The sequence below is a fragment of the Amycolatopsis circi genome, from assembly GCF_003385235.1.
In the GTDB taxonomy this organism is placed as follows: Bacteria; Actinomycetota; Actinomycetes; order Mycobacteriales; family Pseudonocardiaceae; genus Amycolatopsis; species Amycolatopsis circi.
The window spans coordinates 15,587-32,906 of record NZ_PQIA01000005.1 but is presented as its reverse complement, the minus strand read 5'-3'; the positions used below and the strand labels follow the sequence as shown (position 1 = coordinate 32,906).

Here is a 17,320-nt window from a genome sequence, read left to right as displayed (position 1 = left end):
GGAATTGGGCGCTTGCAGGTCGTCCGGCGCTGACTGGATTGGCTTCTGAGCGGCGACGGTGAATGAGGGACCGCCGCTGGAAGCTGAGCCGCAAACACGGCGGCTTGGGGAGAGCTTCGGCTGGGTCCTGGAGAAAGCTCCGGCAAGGGAACAGCAGCAGAGGCTCGAGTGGCGTGGGACTTGGTGCACGGTCCACGGGCAACGGTGCGCGGGGCTGGTCGTGCTCGACTGACTGGCCGACAAGAGGCGCGAGTTGTCCAGGCATGCGGTAGTCCAGGCGGGAGACTGTGTCGCAGCGGCTGGGGCTGGGGTGTGGCGCAGTCGAAGTGACTATTGGCCGTTTAGTGGCGAATCGCGTCGACCAGGATCCGATGGTGCCGCAGCCGAGATTCGGGCGGTTGCACCCGGCTAGCCGAGACGCGGGAAGGGGCCCGCGCACCACGCGCGGGCCCCTTCCAACAGAAGCAAACAGCAGGGATCAGCGGTTCGGATCCCGGACCGCGCCGGTGTCGGCCGACGTGGCCATCCGGGCGTAGGCCCGCAGCGCCGCGGTGATCGGGCGTTGCCGGTCCTTCGGCTGCCACGGACGCTCCGAAGCATCCATCTTCGCCCGCCGTTCGGCCAGGACCTCCGGTTCGACCAGCAGCTCAAGCCGACGCTCGTGGACGTCCAGGACGATCTGGTCGCCGTTCTCCACCAGGCCGATCAGGCCACCCGCGGCGGCTTCCGGCGAGATGTGGCCGACCGAGATGCCCGAGGAGCCGCCGGAGAACCGGCCGTCGGTGATCAGGGCGCACTTCTTGCCGAGGCCGGAACCCTTGAGGAACGCCGTCGGGTGCAGCATTTCCTGCATGCCGGGGCCGCCTGCCGGGCCCTCGTAGCGGATGACCAGCACCTCGCCCGGCTGGATCTCCTTTTTGAGGATCGCCGAGACGGCTTCCTCCTGGCTCTCCAGCACGCGCGCCGGGCCCTGGAAGTGCCACAGGTCCTCGTCGATGCCCGCGGACTTGATCACCGCACCGTTCTCGGCCAGGTTGCCGCGCAGGATCGCGAGGCCGCCGTCCTTCGTGTAGGCGTGTTCGACGTCGCGGATGCAGCCGCCGGCGGCGTCGGTGTCCAGCGACGACCAGCGGTTTTCCGTCGAGAACGCCTTCGTGGTCCGGACCCCGCCCGGTGCGGCGTGGAACAGCTCCAGCGCCTTCTCCGACGGCGACTCGGCGCGGATGTCCCACTCGTTCAGCCATGTCGCGATGTCCGGCGCGTGGACCGAGTGCACGTCGGTGTTCAGCATCCCGCCGCGGTACAGCTCGCCCAGGATGGCCGGGATTCCGCCGGCCCGGTGGACGTCTTCCATGTGGTAGTCGGAGTTCGGCGCGACCTTCGACAGACAGGGCACGCGCCGCCCGATGGCGTCGATGTCGCTGATCGTGAAGTCGACCTCGCCCTCCTGCGCGGCGGCGAGGATGTGCAGCACGGTGTTCGTCGACCCGCCCATGGCCATGTCGAGCGCCATCGCGTTCTCGAACGCCTCCTTCGTGGCGATCGACCGCGGCAGCGCCGACTCGTCGTCGTCGCCGTACCAGCGCTTGCACAGCTCGACCACCGTGCGTCCGGCGTTGGAGAACAGTTCGCGCCGGGCGGCGTGCGTCGCGAGAGTCGAACCGTTGCCCGGCAACGACAAACCGAGCGCTTCGGTGAGGCAGTTCATCGAGTTCGCGGTGAACATGCCGGAGCACGAACCGCAGGTCGGGCAGGCGGAGCGCTCGACCTCGGACAGGCCGGCCTCGTCGATCGCCGAGTTCGCGGACGCCGCGATGGTGGTGATCAGGTCGGTCGGGGCCTGCGCGACGCCTTCGACGACCACCGCCTTGCCGGCCTCCATCGGACCGCCGGAGACGAACACGGTCGGGATGTTGAGCCGCATCGCGGCGTTGAGCATGCCCGGCGTGATCTTGTCGCAGTTGGAGATGCACACCAGCGCGTCGGCCTGGTGCGCGTTGACCATGTACTCCACCGAATCGGCGATGATCTCGCGCGAGGGCAGCGAGTAGAGCATGCCCGAGTGGCCCATCGCGATGCCGTCGTCGACCGCGATCGTGTGGAACTCGCGGGCGATGCCGCCGGCTTCGGCGACCGCCTCGGCGACGATCTCGCCGAGGTCCTTGAGGTGCACGTGGCCGGGCACGAACTGGGTGTAGGAGTTGGCGATCGCGACGATCGGCTTGCCGAAATCGCTGTCGGTCATTCCGGTCGCACGCCAGAGCGAGCGTGCGCCCGCCGCGTTGCGGCCGTGGGTGGTGGTCCGGGAACGGAGGTGCGGCACGGCATTCTCCCAGGTCAGAAGGCTGAACCAGGCGGAGGGGAACTGCGGCTCCGCAAACTGGTCCTACCAATTCTACTCGGCTGGTTTGCCGTTCGCGCCGCCGGTCCGTTCCGCGTCGGCGGAAGGCTCCTCTTCGACGGGCTCCGGAGCCGGTTCCGGGGCGGGTTCGGGAGCGGGTTCGGGAGCGGTCTCCGGCGACGTCTCAGCGGCCGGTTTCCGCCCGGTGAGTTCCTCGTCGCTCAGCACGCCCGACGGATCCTTGATCTTGCCCTCGCTCACCAGCGCCAGTACCGGAAGATGCCGCGTCCGCACCGTGGGAAGGCTGACCTGGGTGTCGTCGCCGAGGACCGCGCGCACGCGGGCCTTGTTCGTGATCGCCAGGCCCTTGAGCGACGACCACGGTAGGTCGCGCTGCCCGAAAACCGTCCGGACCTGCAGGCCTTCGCGGTTCGCGACGGTGCGCGTGCGCGCGACGAACACGAGCAGCGCGAGCGGGAAGACGTACAGCCACTGGAATCCGCCGATCTCGCCCAGTGCGATTGGCGTCACACAGACGGTCAGCAGACCGATCGCCAGATACGCCGTGGTCGGGATCCGGAACACGGCCTTCCGGCCCTCGTCCGCACGCTGGTCCTGCTGTTTCTTGGCCACGCAGGAATGGTGCACCGACGCCGGGAGCGACCTGCGTCCGGGTCGCGGGGGGAGCAGTACTGGCCGTCCACGATGCGGAATCGCCGTCCCGCAGAGTTGACACTCGCCCGGGCGCGCGACTAACGTCGGGGCCGTGATTACGCAGACCGGTCTCGTACTTCCTCAGCGCGCCGACGCTTAGGAAGAGTCCTCTGCGTCGACGCGCGACCCTCGTGCGACCTTACGGTCGGCGGGGGTTTTTTGTTGCGTGAAACCGGTTCCCCGACCGGAAGTACGGCCCCAGACAACCCGAACGAGTGACACCGAGAACCCACGAGGCAGAACCGATGACCAGTGCCACGTCGCGCAGCGACGCGAAGCCCGGGCCGACCGCGCCCGGTGTCCCAGGAGCACGTCCGAAGCCCGCCCCGCCAGCGGGTACGCCGGTGCGCGTCACCGGCGCGCAGTCGCTCGTCCGCTCCCTCGAGGCGGTCGGCGCGGAGGTCGTGTTCGGCATTCCGGGTGGCACCATCCTTCCCGCCTACGACCCGTTGCTCGACTCCACGAAGGTCCGGCACATCCTCGTCCGCCACGAGCAGGGCGCCGGGCACGCCGCCACCGGCTACGCGCAGGCGACCGGCAAGGTCGGCGTGTGCATGGCGACGTCGGGTCCGGGCGCCACGAACCTCGTCACCCCGCTGGCCGACGCCAACATGGACTCGGTGCCGGTCGTCGCCATCACCGGGCAGCAGTCGCGCGCTCTGATCGGCACCGACGCGTTCCAGGAAGCCGACATCTGCGGCATCACCATGCCGGTCACCAAGCACAACTTCCTCGTCACCGACCCGGCGGAGATCCCGCGGGCGATCGCCGAGGCGTTCCACCTGGCCGCGACCGGACGACCCGGCCCGGTCCTGGTGGACATCCCCAAGGACGTGCTGCAGGAGATGACCTCGTTCTCCTGGCCGCCCGAACTCCGTCTGCCCGGCTACCGCCCGACCCTGCGGCCGCACGGCAAGCAGGTCCGCGAGGCCGCGAAGCTGATCGCGCAGGCCCAGCGGCCGGTGCTGTACGTCGGCGGCGGCGTGATCAAGGCCGAGGCGTCCGCGCAGCTGCTCGAACTGGCCGAGCTGACCGGCATCCCGGTCGCGACCACGCTGATGGCGCGCGGCGCGTTCCCCGACTCGCACCGTCAGCACGTCGGGATGCCCGGCATGCACGGATCCGTCGCCGCCGTCGCCTCGATGCAGCGCGCCGACCTGCTGGTCGCGCTCGGCGCCCGGTTCGACGACCGGGTCACCGGCCAGCTGTCGTCGTTCGCGCCGGACGCGAAGATCGTCCACGCGGACATCGACCCGGCCGAGATCTCCAAGAACCGCAAGGCGGACGTGCCGATCGTCGGGGACTGCAAGGAGATCATCGGCGAGCTGATCGACGCGGTGAAGACCGAGTTCGAGCGCTCCCGTCCCGACCTGACGGACTGGTGGACCCAGGTCGACTCGTGGCGCGACGACTACCCGTCGGGCTACGAATGGCCGGACGACGGTTCGCTGTCGCCGCAGTACGTCATCGAACGGATCGGCGAGCTGGTCGGGCCGGACGCGGTGTACGCCGCGGGCGTCGGGCAGCACCAGATGTGGGCCGCGCAGTTCGTGAAGTACGAGAAGCCGCGCACCTGGATCAACTCCGGCGGCCTCGGCACCATGGGCTTCGCCGTCCCGGCCGCGATGGGCGCGCAGTTCGGCCTGCCGGACACGCAGGTGTGGGCGATCGACGGCGACGGCTGCTTCCAGATGACCAACCAGGAACTCGCCACCTGCGCCATCGAGGGCGCGCCGATCAAGGTCGCCGTGATCAACAACGGCAACCTCGGCATGGTCCGCCAGTGGCAGAACCTGTTCTACTCCGAGCGGTACTCCAACACCGACCTCGGCACGCACAAGCACCGCATCCCGGACTTCACGCTGCTGGCCGAAGCCCTCGGCTGCGCCGGCCTGCGCTGCGAGGCCAAGGAGGACGTCGACGCGACGATCCGGCGCGCGATGGAGATCAACGACCGCCCCGTCGTGATCGATTTCGTCGTGGGGAAGGATGCCCAGGTGTGGCCGATGGTCGCCGCGGGCACCGGGAACGACGAGATCATGGCCGTGCGCGGCATCCGGCCGCTGTTCGACGACGACGAGGTTTCGCAGGAAGCCGCCGAGGCCGCTGCCGCGGAGGGAGAGCAAGCATGACTGTCCACACGCTGAGCGTGCTGGTCGAGAACAAGCCCGGTGTGCTCGCCCGGGTCTCCGGACTGTTCTCCCGCCGCGGCTTCAACATCGAGTCCCTTGCTGTCGGGCCCACGGAGAACCCCGAGGTGTCCCGGATGACGATCGTGGTCGCCGTTGAAGAGCTACCGCTCGAACAGGTGACCAAACAGCTCAACAAGCTGGTGAACGTGATCAAGATCGTCGAGCTGGAAGCAGGCAGCGCGGTGCAGCGCGAACTGCTCCTCGTCAAGGTCAGGGCCGACGCCACCGTGCGCAGCCAGGTCCTCGAGACCGTCCAGCTCTTCCGCGCCAAGGTGGTGGACGTCTCGCCCGAGGCGCTCACCGTCGAGGCGACCGGGACGTCGGACAAGATCGGCGCGCTGCTGCGGATGCTGGAGCCGTACGGCATCCGCGAACTCGTCCAGTCCGGCATGGTCGCGGTGGGCCGCGGGGCCCGCTCGATCACCGCCGCTTCTCCCCGCTGAACCAAAGATTTCGTGTAAGTACGGAAGGAAGTAGTACCCCCCATGGCAGTGGAAATCTTCTACGACGACGACGCCGACCTGTCGATCATCCAGGGTCGCAAGGTCGCCGTGATCGGCTACGGCAGCCAGGGCCACGCGCACTCGCTGAGCCTGCGCGACTCGGGCGTCGACGTCCGCATCGGCCTGCAGGAGGGGTCCAAGTCCCGGGCGAAGGCCGAGGAACAGGGCCTGCGCGTGCTGTCGGTCGCCGAGGCGGCCGCCGAGGCCGACGTGATCATGATCCTCGCGCCGGACACGAAGCAGCGCTTCATCTACGACGAGCACATCGCGCCGAACCTCAAGGACGGCGACGCGCTCTTCTTCGGCCACGGCTTCAACATCCGGTACGACCTGATCAAGCCGCCGGCAGGAGTCGACGTCGCGATGGTCGCCCCGAAGGGCCCGGGCCACCTGGTCCGCCGCCAGTTCGTGGACGGCAAGGGCGTGCCCTGCCTGATCGCGGTCGAGCAGGACGCCTCGGGCAACGCCCAGGCGCTCGCGCTGTCCTACGCCGCGGCGATCGGCGGCGCGCGGGCCGGCGTCATCAAGACGACCTTCACCGAGGAGACCGAGACCGACCTCTTCGGCGAGCAGGCCGTGCTGTGCGGCGGCGCGTCCGCGCTGGTGCAGACCGGTTTCGAGGTGCTCACCGAGGCCGGTTACGCCCCGGAGATCGCCTACTTCGAGGTGCTGCACGAGCTGAAGCTGATCGTCGACCTCATGTACGAGGGCGGCATCGCGCGCCAGCGCTACTCCATCTCCGACACCGCCGAGTACGGCGACCTCACCCGCGGCCCGCGCGTCATCTCGCCGGCCGTCAAGGAGGAGATGAAGAAGATCCTGGGCGAGATCCAGGACGGCACCTTTGCCCGCGAGTGGGTCGCCGAGGACGAGGCCGGACGGCCGAAGTTCACGAAGCTCGAGGAAGAGGGCAACCAGCACCCGATCGAGAAGACCGGCAAGAAGCTGCGCGACCTGATGTCGTGGGTGGACCGGCCGATCACCGAGACCGCCTGACCGGTTTCCTTTCGGAGGAGGCCCTGTCGTCCGTTCGCCGGACGGCAAGGCCTCCTTTTCGTTCCAAGGCGGCACCGCCGAACGGCGGATACGCTGTGCCGATGAGCCGCCCGATCGACGACAAGGCGCACATCCGGCACGAACTCGACCTGACCGGCGCGACCTGGACCCGCGCCGAACCGGCGGGCGTGACGCTGGAGCATTGCGCGGAGTACGCGTTCGTCCCGCACTCGGACGGGGTCACCTACGTGGCCATCCGGCAGCCGACGGATCCGGACGGGGCGGTGCTGGTGTTCACGCCGTCGGAGTGGGACGCGTTCACTCGCGGGGTGCGGGACGGCGAGTTCGAGTTGCCGGGGGAGTCGTAGGTCTTCGTTTTCATGGCTCGCTTCGTGCCTGAGAGTGTGGCGCGGGCCGGGATGCTTGGCCTCTGGACGGCAGTTGCCGCTCAGTGGCGAATGTGAGCCTTCTTCACGACAAGCCTGAGGTCCGGTGTCGAGGGCAGCCCACGGGTGGCGTTCCTCGTGGGCTAGGCGGGCCTGGTGGCTGGGTGGGGCTCTGGGCTGGTCAGACGGCTCCGAGCGTCGCGATGAGTTCGATGACCTGGTAGGCCGTCGGGAAGTCCGGTGCCGGGTAGCGCAGGGTGCAGCCGTCGGCGAGTTCCATTCCCGGAATCAGCAGAGCGTGTTCGGTCATTCGGGGGCGGTGTACCTGGACCTCGAGTTGGACCGGGCCGTCGAAGCGCAGCGGGCGGACGTCCTCTCGACCGGCCAGTGCTTCCGGTACCGCTTGCTCGATTCGGTCGCAGGCCTCGTCGGGATGCAGCATCGCCGCCGCGAGAGCACCCAGCGCACGTTTCACCACTACCGAGCGGATGCCCGGCGCTACCTCGGCCGCCTCTGTTGCCACAGTGTCATCGCCGCTTACCAGCACCGGCGGCGCGCCGTAGTGCGCGGCGAGTGCGGTGTTCAGACCGAGTTCGCCCAAGGAACGGCCATCGCAGCGCACGTCCGCGATAGTCCCGCCGGAGATGGTATGCGCCATGACCGAGCGGGGTGTGCCCGCCTTGCCGTGATAGCCGATGAACAGCACCGCGTCCGTATCTTCGGCCAATCCCGCCATCATCCCGTCGGGCTTGGGGGTGCCGCGGAGCAACTCGGCACGTCGGTCCAACTGTTCGGGCAGAAGGTTCCGGAAGCTCGCGTGGGCCTCGGTGACCTGTACCTGTGCGGCCGCGTCGTAGGTGTATATCCCGCGGACCGCGGCGTTAGCTTCCGCGGTGAGGAGCTTGCGGTTGCGCTCGTATTCGCTGCGTCCGGGAATGACCTCGTCGCCGTGGACCACCCCGGCGATTCCCTCCATGTCGACCGAGACGAGCACCCGCATCTCCATCACACCTTCCTCGGCGACACCCGGCCAGAAATACCACCTTATCGAGCGATCCAGTGGCGACCGGCTTGTTTCGCGCGCGTGGGTCCTCAGGTCGGTTGAAGCTTCGTCGACCAGGGTTTTGCCGATTTACGGCGAATCTGCCTTTGCCGGTCCACACGGTGTCCCGTCGGATTCGCCGCCAGGAGGCAACTGAGCCTGCGGTCGGTGTGCGCGGGCTGCTCCGTCAGGACGGCAGGAAGATCGCGGCCGCCGCGTCGGCGAGTGCGTCGGGATTCGGCGAATCCGGCTCGGTTTGGGCCAGGTGCTGCAGCCCCAGAATGGCTGCGTAAACGACTCGCGCCCGGTGCGCCGCCTGGTCCGGCGGGAGGCCGAGTTCGCGATAGGTGCTGGTCAGAAGGTTCAGCCGGGCTTGGTTGACGCGGCTGACCGCCTCCTTGACCCGCGGGTCGTTGCGGTCGCCGAGCAAGCTGAGGTGTACCGACGGCGCCAGCGGCTGGACGGCGCGCACCACAGCGGTGAGCAGTTCGCGCAGCCGTTGCCCCGGATCGGCGATCGCGGCGTATTCGGCGAGCCCCGCCTCGCCGTGGTTTCGCCACCAATCGGCGAGAGCCGCGGTGATCAGCTCGTCCCGGTTGCGGAAGTGCGCGTAGAAACTGCCTTTGGTCACGCCGAGCGTCCGCGCGAGCGGTTCGACTCCGACCGCGGCCAGCCCGCCGTCCGCGATCGCCTTCAGCGCGGCTCGCGTCCAGTCCTGGGCCGACAGCCGGGGCGAATGGTTCACCATGCGCGGAGGATACGCCACCGTATTGACGGCCCAGTTCACGATGGATACGGTGGCGTATCAATACGCTTCCGTATCCATACTCTGCCGTACTGAGGGGCGAGGAAAATGGCACCCACGAAGGTTCGCCGAGTAGTCACCGGACATGACTCCGACGGCAAGGCCCGCGTGGTCGCCGACGGCACCGTCGAGCCGATCACTTCCGGTCTGATGCCTGGTTCCGCGATCTACCGGCTGTGGGGCCGGGACGAGCGAGCGGTGTTCCCGGACGACGGCTCGCCGCGTCGCGCCGAGTCGTACTACCCGCCGCGGGACGGCTCGCGGTTCATGATCAACACGATCGCACCCGGTGAGCTGACGCCGTCGTCGGATCTCGATCTGACGGCAGCCTGGGAAGAACTGGAGCGGCAGGCACCGGGCGCGGCCGCCGCGATGGAGCCCGACGCGCCAGGCATGCACACCACGGACAGCCTCGATTACGTCCTGGTCGTCTCGGGTGAGGTCACCTTGGAGTTGGACGACGGCGAGCGGACGGTTTTGCGAGCAGGCGATGTCGTCATCCAGAACGGCACGCGGCACGCCTGGCGAAACCACGGCATCGAACCGTGCACGATCGTCGGCGTCGCTGTCGGCGCGGATCGGGCTTAGACCAGGCTTTCGCCACTGAGCGGCGACGGCTCCTTCGCTGATCTTTTGCCCGCCGGGTTTGACATTGACATTGTGACAAGGTCTTCACTGGTCGGCGGAGGTGATCCCGATGAACTCGACACAGATGAATTCCCAGCTCACGCGGCTGATCGAGGCGTTGGGCTCCGGGGACTCGTCGACGCGGCTGCAGGTCGCGCTGACGATCGGAACGCACCCGGACGGCCCTGGTCTCGTCGAAGCGCTCGTCGCGAGGTGCGCGATCGAGCCGGACTTTTTCGTGCGCGACATGCTCACTTGGGCGTTGACCCGCTTCCCGGCGGAGGACACGGTGCCGCGGCTTCTCGCGGAGCTGCGGTCCCCGGTGGCGCAGGCCAGGAGCCAGTCGCTGCACACGTTGTCCAAAATCGGCGACCGGAACGTGTGGCCAGCGATCACCCGATCGCTGCTGCGCGACGCCGACGACGACGTCGCGAGAAGCGCATGGCGGGCGGCTGTCGTCCTCGTGCCAGACGAGGACAAGGCCGAACTGGCCGCGGAACTGGCGACGCAACTCGGTCGCGGTGACCGGACCGTCCAGCTCAGCCTCAGCCGTGCGTTGGTCGCCCTCGGTCCCGTGATCGAGCCGACGTTGGAGGCCTCGCTGACGAGCGCCGACCCGGCCGTTCGGGCACACGCCGTCGCCACTGAGCGGCTGCTTCGCGACCCGGACGCCGGTTTCGACCAGGCTGTGGACGAGGCGAAACGGATAGTCGCGCTCGGTCCGGAACGGGCTCAGGAAACCGCGTGCTGATCGGCGAGGTCGCCCGCCGCTCGGGGGTGAGTACCCGGATGCTCCGGCACTACGACGCCCTCGGGCTGGTGCGGCCGACCGGTCGCACCGTGGGCGGCTATCGCGAGTACTCCGCCGACGACATCCGCCGGATCTTCCACGTGGAGAGCCTCCGGTCGCTCGGGATGTCTCTGCGGCAGATCGGCCGGGCGCTGGAAGATCCGGCCTTCGTGCCGTCCGAGCTGGTAGGCGACCTCATCCGGCGGACTGAAGACCGGTTGAAGCGGGAGCAGGAGCTGCTAGACCGGCTCCGTGCGGTCGATGCCTCGGCACCCTCCGGATGGGAGGGTGCCTTGCGCATCGTCGAGCTGCTGCGCGGACTCAGTTCACCTGGTGCCGCCCGTCGGCAGCAGACCGTCCTGGCTCCCGTCGACGATGTGCCTGTCCCTGCTGAAGTACTGGCCAAAGCAGTTCTCGCTGAATCCGATCCGAACGTCGCCGGGGCCTTGCGATGGGCACTAGCCCGGACCGATGGCGACGGGGTGGCGAATGTGGCGTCCGGTCTCCGTTCGGAGAACGCCGACATCCGTCGTCGCGCGGTCCTGGCGCTTATCGAGTTGCCCGGCGACGAGGCGACTGCCGCGTTGATGGATGCGCTAACTGGTTCAGATGCTGCGGTCCGTCGGCATGCGGCGCTTGCTTTGGGCGCGCGCGGTGCTGAGGAGGCGGTGCCGACGCTTGTCGGAATGGTCGTCGAGGGGCGAAACGACGTCGAGGCGGCTGAGGTTCTGGGCGCGTTGGCGGATGGGGGTGTGGAGGGAATTGTCGACGCCTTGGTCGATGCGTCGGCGGCGCATCCTTCGGATTCCGCGGTGCGGATCCGATTGACGCAGGCGCTTGCGGAGATGCCAGGGACGCTTGCTCGGGAGGCGTTGCGTCGGTTGGCCGGGGATGAGGACCGGGCTGTGGCGTTGGTGGCTTCGGCTCTCGCGAAGGTTGTTGAAGAGCGTGGTGGCGCTGATGAGGTCTCTGAAAGCACCTAGGCCGTGCGCGGTTGGCTGGCGGAGATTCTGGGGGATCAGTGCTGGTCAGAGGCATTTGCCAATTAATGGCGAAAAGTTGCGGTGGGGCGCGTTGCCGTTCAGCGGCGACAGCCGAGCCTGGTTGGGGAGCGGCTTCCGGGAGGAATTGCCGTTGGTTGGCGAAAGCCGTCGGAACGGCTGGCGGCCAGGCGAGGGGGGTCGCCGTTGGGTGGCGAGACGGACAGGGACGGAGACGGGAGGGTGTTGCCACTGAGCGGCGAGAGCTGAGACTGCGGGACGTTTGCCACTGAATGGCGGGGCCGCAAGGGGAGTCGTTGCCGCGGCGCGACGACGAGCGTGACGGCGAGTTTTGCCGTCGGACGGCGACGGCTGCGGCTGCGGCTGCGGACGTTTTGTCGTTGAGTGGCGAGGGTCGCGGTGGCAGTCGTTGCCGCCTAGCGGCGACGAGCTTGGCCGTGAGGTTTGCCGCTGAGTGGCGACGGTTTGGCTGAGTACTTGCTGCGCTGTAGCCGGGACGTGGTGGTGGATGTTGCCGTTGAATGGCGACAGTGGTTTCGACGGCCGGTCGGTTGGCGCTCGGCGACGTGATGCCGGGTCGCCGTTAAGCGGCGACGCTGTGCTGGACCGCCGCTGTGTGGTGACGTGGTCCAGCGTTGATGGGGATGTTGCCATTGAGTGGCGACGAGGTGTTGGGCTGCTGTTGAGCGGTCAGGACGTCCGGCAGCGGTGAGATTTGCCGTTCGGCGGCGAGGGCGGTTGAGCGTCGGCCGAGGTGTTGCCGTTTAGTGGCGACACCGTGGAGGAGTTGCCACTATTCGGCGACGCGGGTGATCAGTTCCGGTAGGCGGCCGGTGGCTGCGGCCAGAGCGAGGTGGTCGCCGTAGTCGCGGGATTCGACGATCTCTCCGTTGCGGATGCGCATTGCGAAGATGTTGTTCAGCTCGAACGCCGTCCCGACGCTGGTTTCGCCGACGTAGGTCGACTCGCCGATGATGACTTCTGGGTCTTTGCTCAGGTGGAGTACCAGGTCGGTCACCTCGATGCGGAAGCCTGCGGCGGCACCTGCGGTGAAGTGGGCGCGCAGGTCGTCTCGGGTGCGGAGGATCGGGGCGCCGGGCAGGAACGGGTGTCGGACATCGGTTTTTGCCGCATAGAGGTCCGGGAGTTCGGACCAGCGTCCGTCGGCGACGCCGAAGACGACTCGTTGGAATACGCCTTCACGGCTGTCCGCGGAGAAAAGCTCAGCTGGGCGTGGTGCAGTGGGGCGAGGTTCGTATGCGGGGGCTTGTGCGTATGCCTCGACTAGGCCGGCGGTTGCGTTTTGGATGGCGGCCAGGCGCAGGTAGTCGTGATAGTCGCGGGTGTGAGCGAGGAGTCCGTCGCGTGCGCGAAGGACTTGGATGTTGGCCGTTTCGGTCGTCCGGCCGGTTTTCCGCGACTCCGCTGTGTACTGGTATTCGGCGACGATGACCTCGGGGTCGGCGGTTTCGTGGACGGTCACGTCGTGGCGTTTGAGGCGAAGGGTTTGGCCCAGACCGCTGACGAAACGGTCGTGCAGCGCGGCGCGGCCTTCCAAACGGCCGGGCCTCGGTACTGCGGTGGGGTGTTCCACGACGGTGTCTTCGGCGTAGAGCTGTGCCAGGTCGGCGAAGCGGCCGTCGGTGATTCCGGTGGAGAGTTGGTCGAACAGGTCGCGTGGGGTGGGCATGAGGGTCTCCGCAGGAGGTTGGAGTAACCGGAGTCTGTAGTCCGTTACGATACGGACTACAGACTCCGGTTGTCCAGTGGGCGGAGAGTTGCCGATTAGTGGCGACTGAGGCGGTGCAGTAGTTCTTGAGCGGCTGGGCTGTCGCACGCTTCGGCCCAGCCTTCGGGGGTGCTGTCCCAGAGGGCATCGCGCGCGGTGAGGTCTGCGCCGGCGGCTACGAGGATTTCGATGACGTCCAATCGGTTGCATTGGGCGGCCAGGTGCAGAGCCGTGACGCCGACGCCGTGGCGCGGGCCGCCGAAGGTGCCGACCTGGTTGACGTTCGCGCCCAGTGCCAGCAGGGTCTCTGTTGCCGCTAAGTGGCCACACGTCGCTGCCCAGGTGAGGGCGGTGCCGCGGTAGACGTCGGCGTCTGGGTTTGCGCCGCGTGAGGTCAGGGTGCGGAGTGCGGCGGCGTGGTTGTTGCGCGCGGCCCAGGACAGCGCTTCGTCGAGGATTTCTGTGGCGTCATTTGTTGGTTGCCAGAAGGGGAAACCGCTGTGTGGACGGTAGAACTCACGGTGTGCGCCGGCCGCGGGCGAAAGAGTCCCCTTTGGACTGACGAGTTCATCCAGCAGTGCTTCGTCGCCGAGACCGGCTGCGACGCGGAGGTTGTGAGGGGACCGTTCGTGCGTTGCCAGTTTTTCGGCAACAGCGCGATTTCCCCAAAATAAGGCCACAACGAGCGGGGTTCCGCCGTCGCCGCGGCCTGAGACCGTTAAGGGCGCGCCAGCGTTGATCAAGATGTCGGCGATCAGTGGTAAGTTGCTGTAGGCGGCTTGATGTAAGGCAGTCCAACCGTGTGCGTTGGCTCGCGCGGGATCGGCACCGTGGGCGAGCAGGATGCGGACGAGGTGTTCGTCATGGGTCGCGGAGGCCATGCCGAGCAGATCGTTCCCGTTGGTGCCCCGGGCGTGGGCCAGGTGCGGGGCTTCGGCAAGCAATGTTGACAGGCCGTCCACATCTCGGGCTTCTACCAGCTGATACGCCCGGGCGAACGGTTCGCCGTTTTTCGGCAAATCCTCGACATGGGCCTTCAATGCTCGCCAAGTCGGGAAGCCATGCTCCCGGGCGACGACGGTTAATGCGCCGGTGCGGGTGAGCGGTTGTTCGTGGCGGTCGAAGGCGGTGCGCGCGGCTGGGGTGTCGTCTTCGGCTGAAGCGAGGAGGCCGATGGCGCGGCCGCGGTAGTACTCGACGTCCTGGTGGTAGGCGTGCTGGACGTCCGGGCCGTGCTCGGCGATTCGGCGGACGTACGCCTGAAGCTGTGGCCAGCTAGGGAATCCGTAGCGGCGAGCGAGTCGGAACTGCGCTTCCGTCAGCGGTACCGAGTCGGCGCGGGCGAGTTCCTTCGCCTGTTTGCGGAGCTGACCGAGGTCGGGGTTGGCGGGCAAGGCCGTCATCAGGGAGTCCTTCCTTCCCTTGCGCGCCCCGTGGTCCGCCGGCACCGGGCAGGGAAGAAGGAAAGCTCGGCAACTCGTGGTAACGGGGGTGGGCTCAGCCCTTTCCGCGGACAGGACGCGGCCCCTGCCGCGCGAGAAACACTGTAACTCAAAAGGGTCAATGTCCGCCGGTGATGACGCCGACAGCGATGCCGAGCGTGGCTGTGTTGTACATGAACGACAGGACGCTGTGCGCGAGTACCAGGGAACGGATCGACGTCGTCCGCGTTTCGACGTCCGAGACCGCGAAGCTCGTTCCGATGGTGAACGCGAAATAGGTGAAATCGGCCAGCGTGGGGCGTTCGGTTTCGGGGAAGCGGAAGTGTTGCGTCGGGAGGCTGTCGTAGTACATCTGGGCGTAGCGTTCCGCGTAGCCGAAGTGCAGGATCGCCCAGGCCAGCAGGACTGCGGGTACGCCGACGACTTTCGCCTCGGTCGGGTCGATGCCGGTCGTTTCCGGCAGCACGATCGCCAGTCCGCCGGTGATGCCGACGAGGCTGGTCAACAGGGTGAAGAGCAGTCCGAGCCGACGGCCGAGAACGCCTTTCAGCCAGCGGGCGTCGGTGTGGTCGATTTTTCGGCTACGGGACACGCGGGCGACCCGGATGCCTAGATAGACCAGCGCGAGCAGATCCCAGCAGAGAAGGACGAGGACGGTGTCGTCCTTGACGAGGGTGACGATCCCCAGCGCCAGCAGGACGAGTTCGACCATCCGGGACGCGGCGATGGCGAGTTTCGTGAACACCGGCGGCTCCGGGGGCGAACGCGGGCGAGGCGTCTCGCGAAGATAACAGCGGGGTTGTCGCCGCTGGGCGGCGAAACAGTTCGGGCGGGGTCGCCTGTTCAGGGGAAGTTCCGTGTTCGCGGGGGATGTCTCCGGTAAAGGTGGAGGTGGCGGTACGCGGCAGGGGGCGGTTTCGCCGCTCACTGGCGAATCGGTGGTGAGCTGGGGTTTCCCACAGTCGGCGGGGCGGCGTCGGCAACCGGAGATCGGCCAGTAACCGGATTTTGGCGAGACGCCGGGAACGAGTCGGCGTGGGGCTTTCGGTGAGAAGCGCCGAAAGCCCCACCGGGATCAGAGCACCAGCGACGCGAGGCGACGCCAGCCGTCCACCGGAATCTCCGGGCCGGCGCCGAGGACCTGGACGCAGACGTGGTCCGCGCCGGCGTCTAGGTGTGCGCGGACTCGGTCGGCGACTTCCTTCTCGCCGCGATGGGCCACGATCGCGTCGACGAGACGGTCGCTGCCGCCGTCGGCCAGATCTTCCTCGGAGTAGCCGAGGCGGCGCAGATTCGCCCGTTGGTGTGCGGCCATGCGGACGTATCCGGCGACGTGTTCGCGGGCGATTTGTCGTGCCCGCAAGGGATCCGCGTCGAGGACGACGGCTTGTTCGGCGGCGAGGTAAGCGTCGGGTCCCATCGTTTCCCGGGCGAACGCTGTGTGTTCCGGCGGGACGAAATACGTGTGGGCGCCGCCGGTTCGGGTCGCCGCTAGTTTCAGCATCTTCGGTCCGAGGGCGGCTAGCAGCCGACGTGGCCGAGCACTAGAAGCGCCACCAGCGGGGGAGTCCAGGTCTGCCGCATCCATGGCGTCTAGATAGTCCTGCATCGCACTGCCTCCGCCGCCAGGCCGGTGCCCGCCTAGCCCGAGCGTGAACCGGCCTGGATACGCCTCGGTCAACGTGCGTCCGGCAGCTTCGGCGGACGCTGCCGTTCGTTCGGAAAAGCGGGCGATCCCAGTCGCCACAGTCAACTTCGTGGTCGCTTCGAGCAGCAACGCGGCCTGAGTGAACGCCTCCCGACCTCGGTATTCGCCGAACCACAGCGCAGCGAAACCCAGCGACTCGACCTCGCGGGCAGCCGCCCGTACTTCGCCGATTTCCTTGCCGTCAAAGGCAAACGTCCAAATTCCGACCGTCATGGCGCCACCTCTCCCGCGCTGACGGTCAGCATTGCGAACACATCCACAACAGACTCCAAGAAATTCCCAGGCCGCGGAAGCGCGGCGTCGATCCCGGCGCAGCCGGCTGGTAGGTCCACTGAGGACGCACCGCATAACCAGAGGCTGCCTCCGGTTAATATACGGAGGTATCCTCCGATTTGCCAAGGGATAAGCTCGATCCCGAGATGACCGACGCCAAGCCGATGCGCGCGGACGCCCGCCGCAACTACGAACGCCTGCTGACCGAAGCGAGGCGCGCCTTCGCCGAGCGCGGCGTCGACGCCTCGCTCGAGGAAGTCGCCCGCAGCGCCGGCGTCGGGATCGGCACCCTCTACCGGCACTTCCCGACCAGGGAAGACCTGATCGAGAAGCTGCTGCGGGACCGGTTCGACACCCAGGCGGAAAAGGCGCGCGAGCTGCTCCTCGCGGATGATCCGCTCGACGGGCTCTACACCTGGCTCATCGGCTTCGGCGAGACCTCCGCCGTTTACCGTGGGCTTACCGAAATGCTGGCCGACGCCTTCGACGATCCGGAGTCGCGGCTGCACGCTTCCTGTGAAGCGATGCGGGTCGCCGCGTCCCACCTAGTGGACAGGGCGCAGGCGGCCGGCGTTTTCCGTGCTGACGTGACCGTCCAGGAGCTGCTTTTGCTGCTGCACGGCGCTTCCTGGGCCGGATCCCACCTGCCGGGCGAAGGTGGCACAGAGCGCCTGATGGCGCTTGTCTTCACCGGATTACGAACAAGTGAACAGCGGGGGCAGCGGGCTGTCAGCGCACCGCGTTAAACTCCCGCGAGTCCGGGCACAACGA

At 67.6% G+C, this 17,320-nt stretch carries 16 protein-coding genes; 8 read left to right on the top strand and 8 right to left on the bottom strand.

The features are described 5' to 3' along the window. Positions 1-478 precede the first annotated feature (478 nt). Complete coding sequence (gene ilvD, locus D0D37_RS02130; RefSeq protein WP_116198784.1) at positions 479-2,323, bottom strand: dihydroxy-acid dehydratase; 1,845 nt, start codon at positions 2,321-2,323, stop codon at positions 479-481. Positions 2,324-2,395: 72 nt separating this feature from the next. Continuing rightward, positions 2,396-2,974, bottom strand: coding sequence for a PH domain-containing protein (locus D0D37_RS02125; RefSeq protein WP_244223347.1), 579 nt, complete (start codon positions 2,972-2,974; stop codon positions 2,396-2,398). Positions 2,975-3,300: 326 nt separating this feature from the next. Between D0D37_RS02125 and D0D37_RS02120 the strand changes: the two genes are divergently transcribed. The 4 genes from D0D37_RS02120 (at position 3,301) to D0D37_RS02105 (ending at position 7,114) form a co-directional block, all read left to right on the top strand. Then, positions 3,301-5,187: an acetolactate synthase large subunit gene (locus D0D37_RS02120; protein ID WP_162834046.1), complete on the top strand. Its 1,887-nt coding sequence runs from the start codon at positions 3,301-3,303 to the stop codon at positions 5,185-5,187. Beyond that, the gene (gene ilvN / locus D0D37_RS02115) at positions 5,184-5,690 is read left to right on the top strand and encodes an acetolactate synthase small subunit (protein WP_009074017.1); all 507 of its coding nucleotides are present in this window, start codon (positions 5,184-5,186) and stop codon (positions 5,688-5,690) included. The genes D0D37_RS02120 and ilvN overlap by 4 nt, the downstream gene beginning before the upstream one ends. Positions 5,691-5,732: 42 nt before the next feature. Next, positions 5,733-6,746 carry a ketol-acid reductoisomerase gene (ilvC, locus tag D0D37_RS02110; protein ID WP_116198781.1) on the top strand — a complete coding sequence of 338 codons (1,014 nt, stop codon included), beginning with the start codon at positions 5,733-5,735 and terminating at the stop codon, positions 6,744-6,746. Positions 6,747-6,847: 101 nt separating this feature from the next. Continuing rightward, positions 6,848-7,114, top strand: coding sequence for a DUF397 domain-containing protein (locus tag D0D37_RS02105; RefSeq protein WP_116198780.1), 267 nt, complete (start codon positions 6,848-6,850; stop codon positions 7,112-7,114). Between the two features lie 199 nt (positions 7,115-7,313). Here the strand turns inward: D0D37_RS02105 and D0D37_RS02100 are convergent, their stop codons facing one another. Both D0D37_RS02100 and D0D37_RS02095 read right to left on the bottom strand, forming a co-directional pair. Continuing rightward, positions 7,314-8,138: a M55 family metallopeptidase gene (locus D0D37_RS02100; RefSeq protein WP_208719756.1), complete on the bottom strand. Its 825-nt coding sequence runs from the start codon at positions 8,136-8,138 to the stop codon at positions 7,314-7,316. A 223-nt stretch (positions 8,139-8,361) separates the two neighbouring features. After that, entirely contained in the window at positions 8,362-8,922 is a 561-nt protein-coding gene (locus tag D0D37_RS02095) for a TetR/AcrR family transcriptional regulator (RefSeq protein WP_116198846.1), read from the bottom strand. 105 nt (positions 8,923-9,027) lie between these two features. Here D0D37_RS02095 and D0D37_RS02090 point away from each other — a divergent pair, with 105 nt between their 5' ends. The 3 genes from D0D37_RS02090 (at position 9,028) to D0D37_RS02080 (ending at position 11,379) form a co-directional block, all read left to right on the top strand. Further along, the gene (locus D0D37_RS02090; protein WP_116198779.1) at positions 9,028-9,567 is read left to right on the top strand and encodes a cupin domain-containing protein; all 540 of its coding nucleotides are present in this window, start codon (positions 9,028-9,030) and stop codon (positions 9,565-9,567) included. Positions 9,568-9,676: 109 nt separating this feature from the next. Continuing rightward, positions 9,677-10,357, top strand: a complete 681-nt coding sequence (locus tag D0D37_RS02085) for a HEAT repeat domain-containing protein (RefSeq protein WP_116198778.1) — start codon at positions 9,677-9,679, stop codon at positions 10,355-10,357. Next, positions 10,351-11,379, top strand: coding sequence for a MerR family transcriptional regulator (locus tag D0D37_RS02080; protein ID WP_116198777.1), 1,029 nt, complete (start codon positions 10,351-10,353; stop codon positions 11,377-11,379). Before D0D37_RS02085 ends, D0D37_RS02080 begins: the two co-directional genes overlap by 7 nt. 811 nt (positions 11,380-12,190) lie before the next feature. Here the strand turns inward: D0D37_RS02080 and D0D37_RS02075 are convergent. The 4 genes from D0D37_RS02075 to D0D37_RS02060 all read right to left on the bottom strand — a co-directional run bounded on the left by D0D37_RS02075 (position 12,191) and on the right by D0D37_RS02060 (position 16,489). Next, positions 12,191-13,087: a nuclear transport factor 2 family protein gene (locus tag D0D37_RS02075; RefSeq protein WP_116198776.1), complete on the bottom strand. Its 897-nt coding sequence runs from the start codon at positions 13,085-13,087 to the stop codon at positions 12,191-12,193. 95 nt (positions 13,088-13,182) lie between these two features. Beyond that, positions 13,183-14,529, bottom strand: coding sequence for an ankyrin repeat domain-containing protein (locus D0D37_RS02070; RefSeq protein WP_116198775.1), 1,347 nt, complete (start codon positions 14,527-14,529; stop codon positions 13,183-13,185). Positions 14,530-14,686: 157 nt separating this feature from the next. Continuing rightward, complete coding sequence (locus tag D0D37_RS02065; protein ID WP_116198774.1) at positions 14,687-15,313, bottom strand: DUF1345 domain-containing protein; 627 nt, start codon at positions 15,311-15,313, stop codon at positions 14,687-14,689. Between the two features lie 330 nt (positions 15,314-15,643). Further along, positions 15,644-16,489, bottom strand: coding sequence for a TIGR03620 family F420-dependent LLM class oxidoreductase (locus D0D37_RS02060; protein WP_116198773.1), 846 nt, complete (start codon positions 16,487-16,489; stop codon positions 15,644-15,646). Positions 16,490-16,695: 206 nt separating this feature from the next. Here D0D37_RS02060 and D0D37_RS02055 point away from each other — a divergent pair, with 206 nt between their 5' ends. Further along, positions 16,696-17,295 carry a TetR/AcrR family transcriptional regulator gene (locus D0D37_RS02055; RefSeq protein ID WP_116198772.1) on the top strand — a complete coding sequence of 200 codons (600 nt, stop codon included), beginning with the start codon at positions 16,696-16,698 and terminating at the stop codon, positions 17,293-17,295. The last annotated feature ends 25 nt before the right edge of the window (positions 17,296-17,320 follow it).

Coding starts and splice junctions, on each gene's coding strand:
- D0D37_RS02120 (WP_162834046.1), top strand. CDS start 3,301: ATGACCAGTGCCACGTCGCGCAGCGACGCGAAGCCCGGGCCGACCGCG.
- ilvN (WP_009074017.1), top strand. CDS start 5,184: ATGACTGTCCACACGCTGAGCGTGCTGGTCGAGAACAAGCCCGGTGTG.
- ilvC (WP_116198781.1), top strand. CDS start 5,733: ATGGCAGTGGAAATCTTCTACGACGACGACGCCGACCTGTCGATCATC.
- D0D37_RS02105 (WP_116198780.1), top strand. CDS start 6,848: ATGAGCCGCCCGATCGACGACAAGGCGCACATCCGGCACGAACTCGAC.
- D0D37_RS02100 (WP_208719756.1), bottom strand. CDS start 8,138: ATGGAGATGCGGGTGCTCGTCTCGGTCGACATGGAGGGAATCGCCGGG.
- D0D37_RS02095 (WP_116198846.1), bottom strand. CDS start 8,922: ATGGTGAACCATTCGCCCCGGCTGTCGGCCCAGGACTGGACGCGAGCC.
- D0D37_RS02090 (WP_116198779.1), top strand. CDS start 9,028: ATGGCACCCACGAAGGTTCGCCGAGTAGTCACCGGACATGACTCCGAC.
- D0D37_RS02085 (WP_116198778.1), top strand. CDS start 9,677: ATGAACTCGACACAGATGAATTCCCAGCTCACGCGGCTGATCGAGGCG.
- D0D37_RS02075 (WP_116198776.1), bottom strand. CDS start 13,087: ATGCCCACCCCACGCGACCTGTTCGACCAACTCTCCACCGGAATCACC.
- D0D37_RS02070 (WP_116198775.1), bottom strand. CDS start 14,529: ATGACGGCCTTGCCCGCCAACCCCGACCTCGGTCAGCTCCGCAAACAG.
- D0D37_RS02060 (WP_116198773.1), bottom strand. CDS start 16,489: ATGACGGTCGGAATTTGGACGTTTGCCTTTGACGGCAAGGAAATCGGC.
- D0D37_RS02055 (WP_116198772.1), top strand. CDS start 16,696: ATGACCGACGCCAAGCCGATGCGCGCGGACGCCCGCCGCAACTACGAA.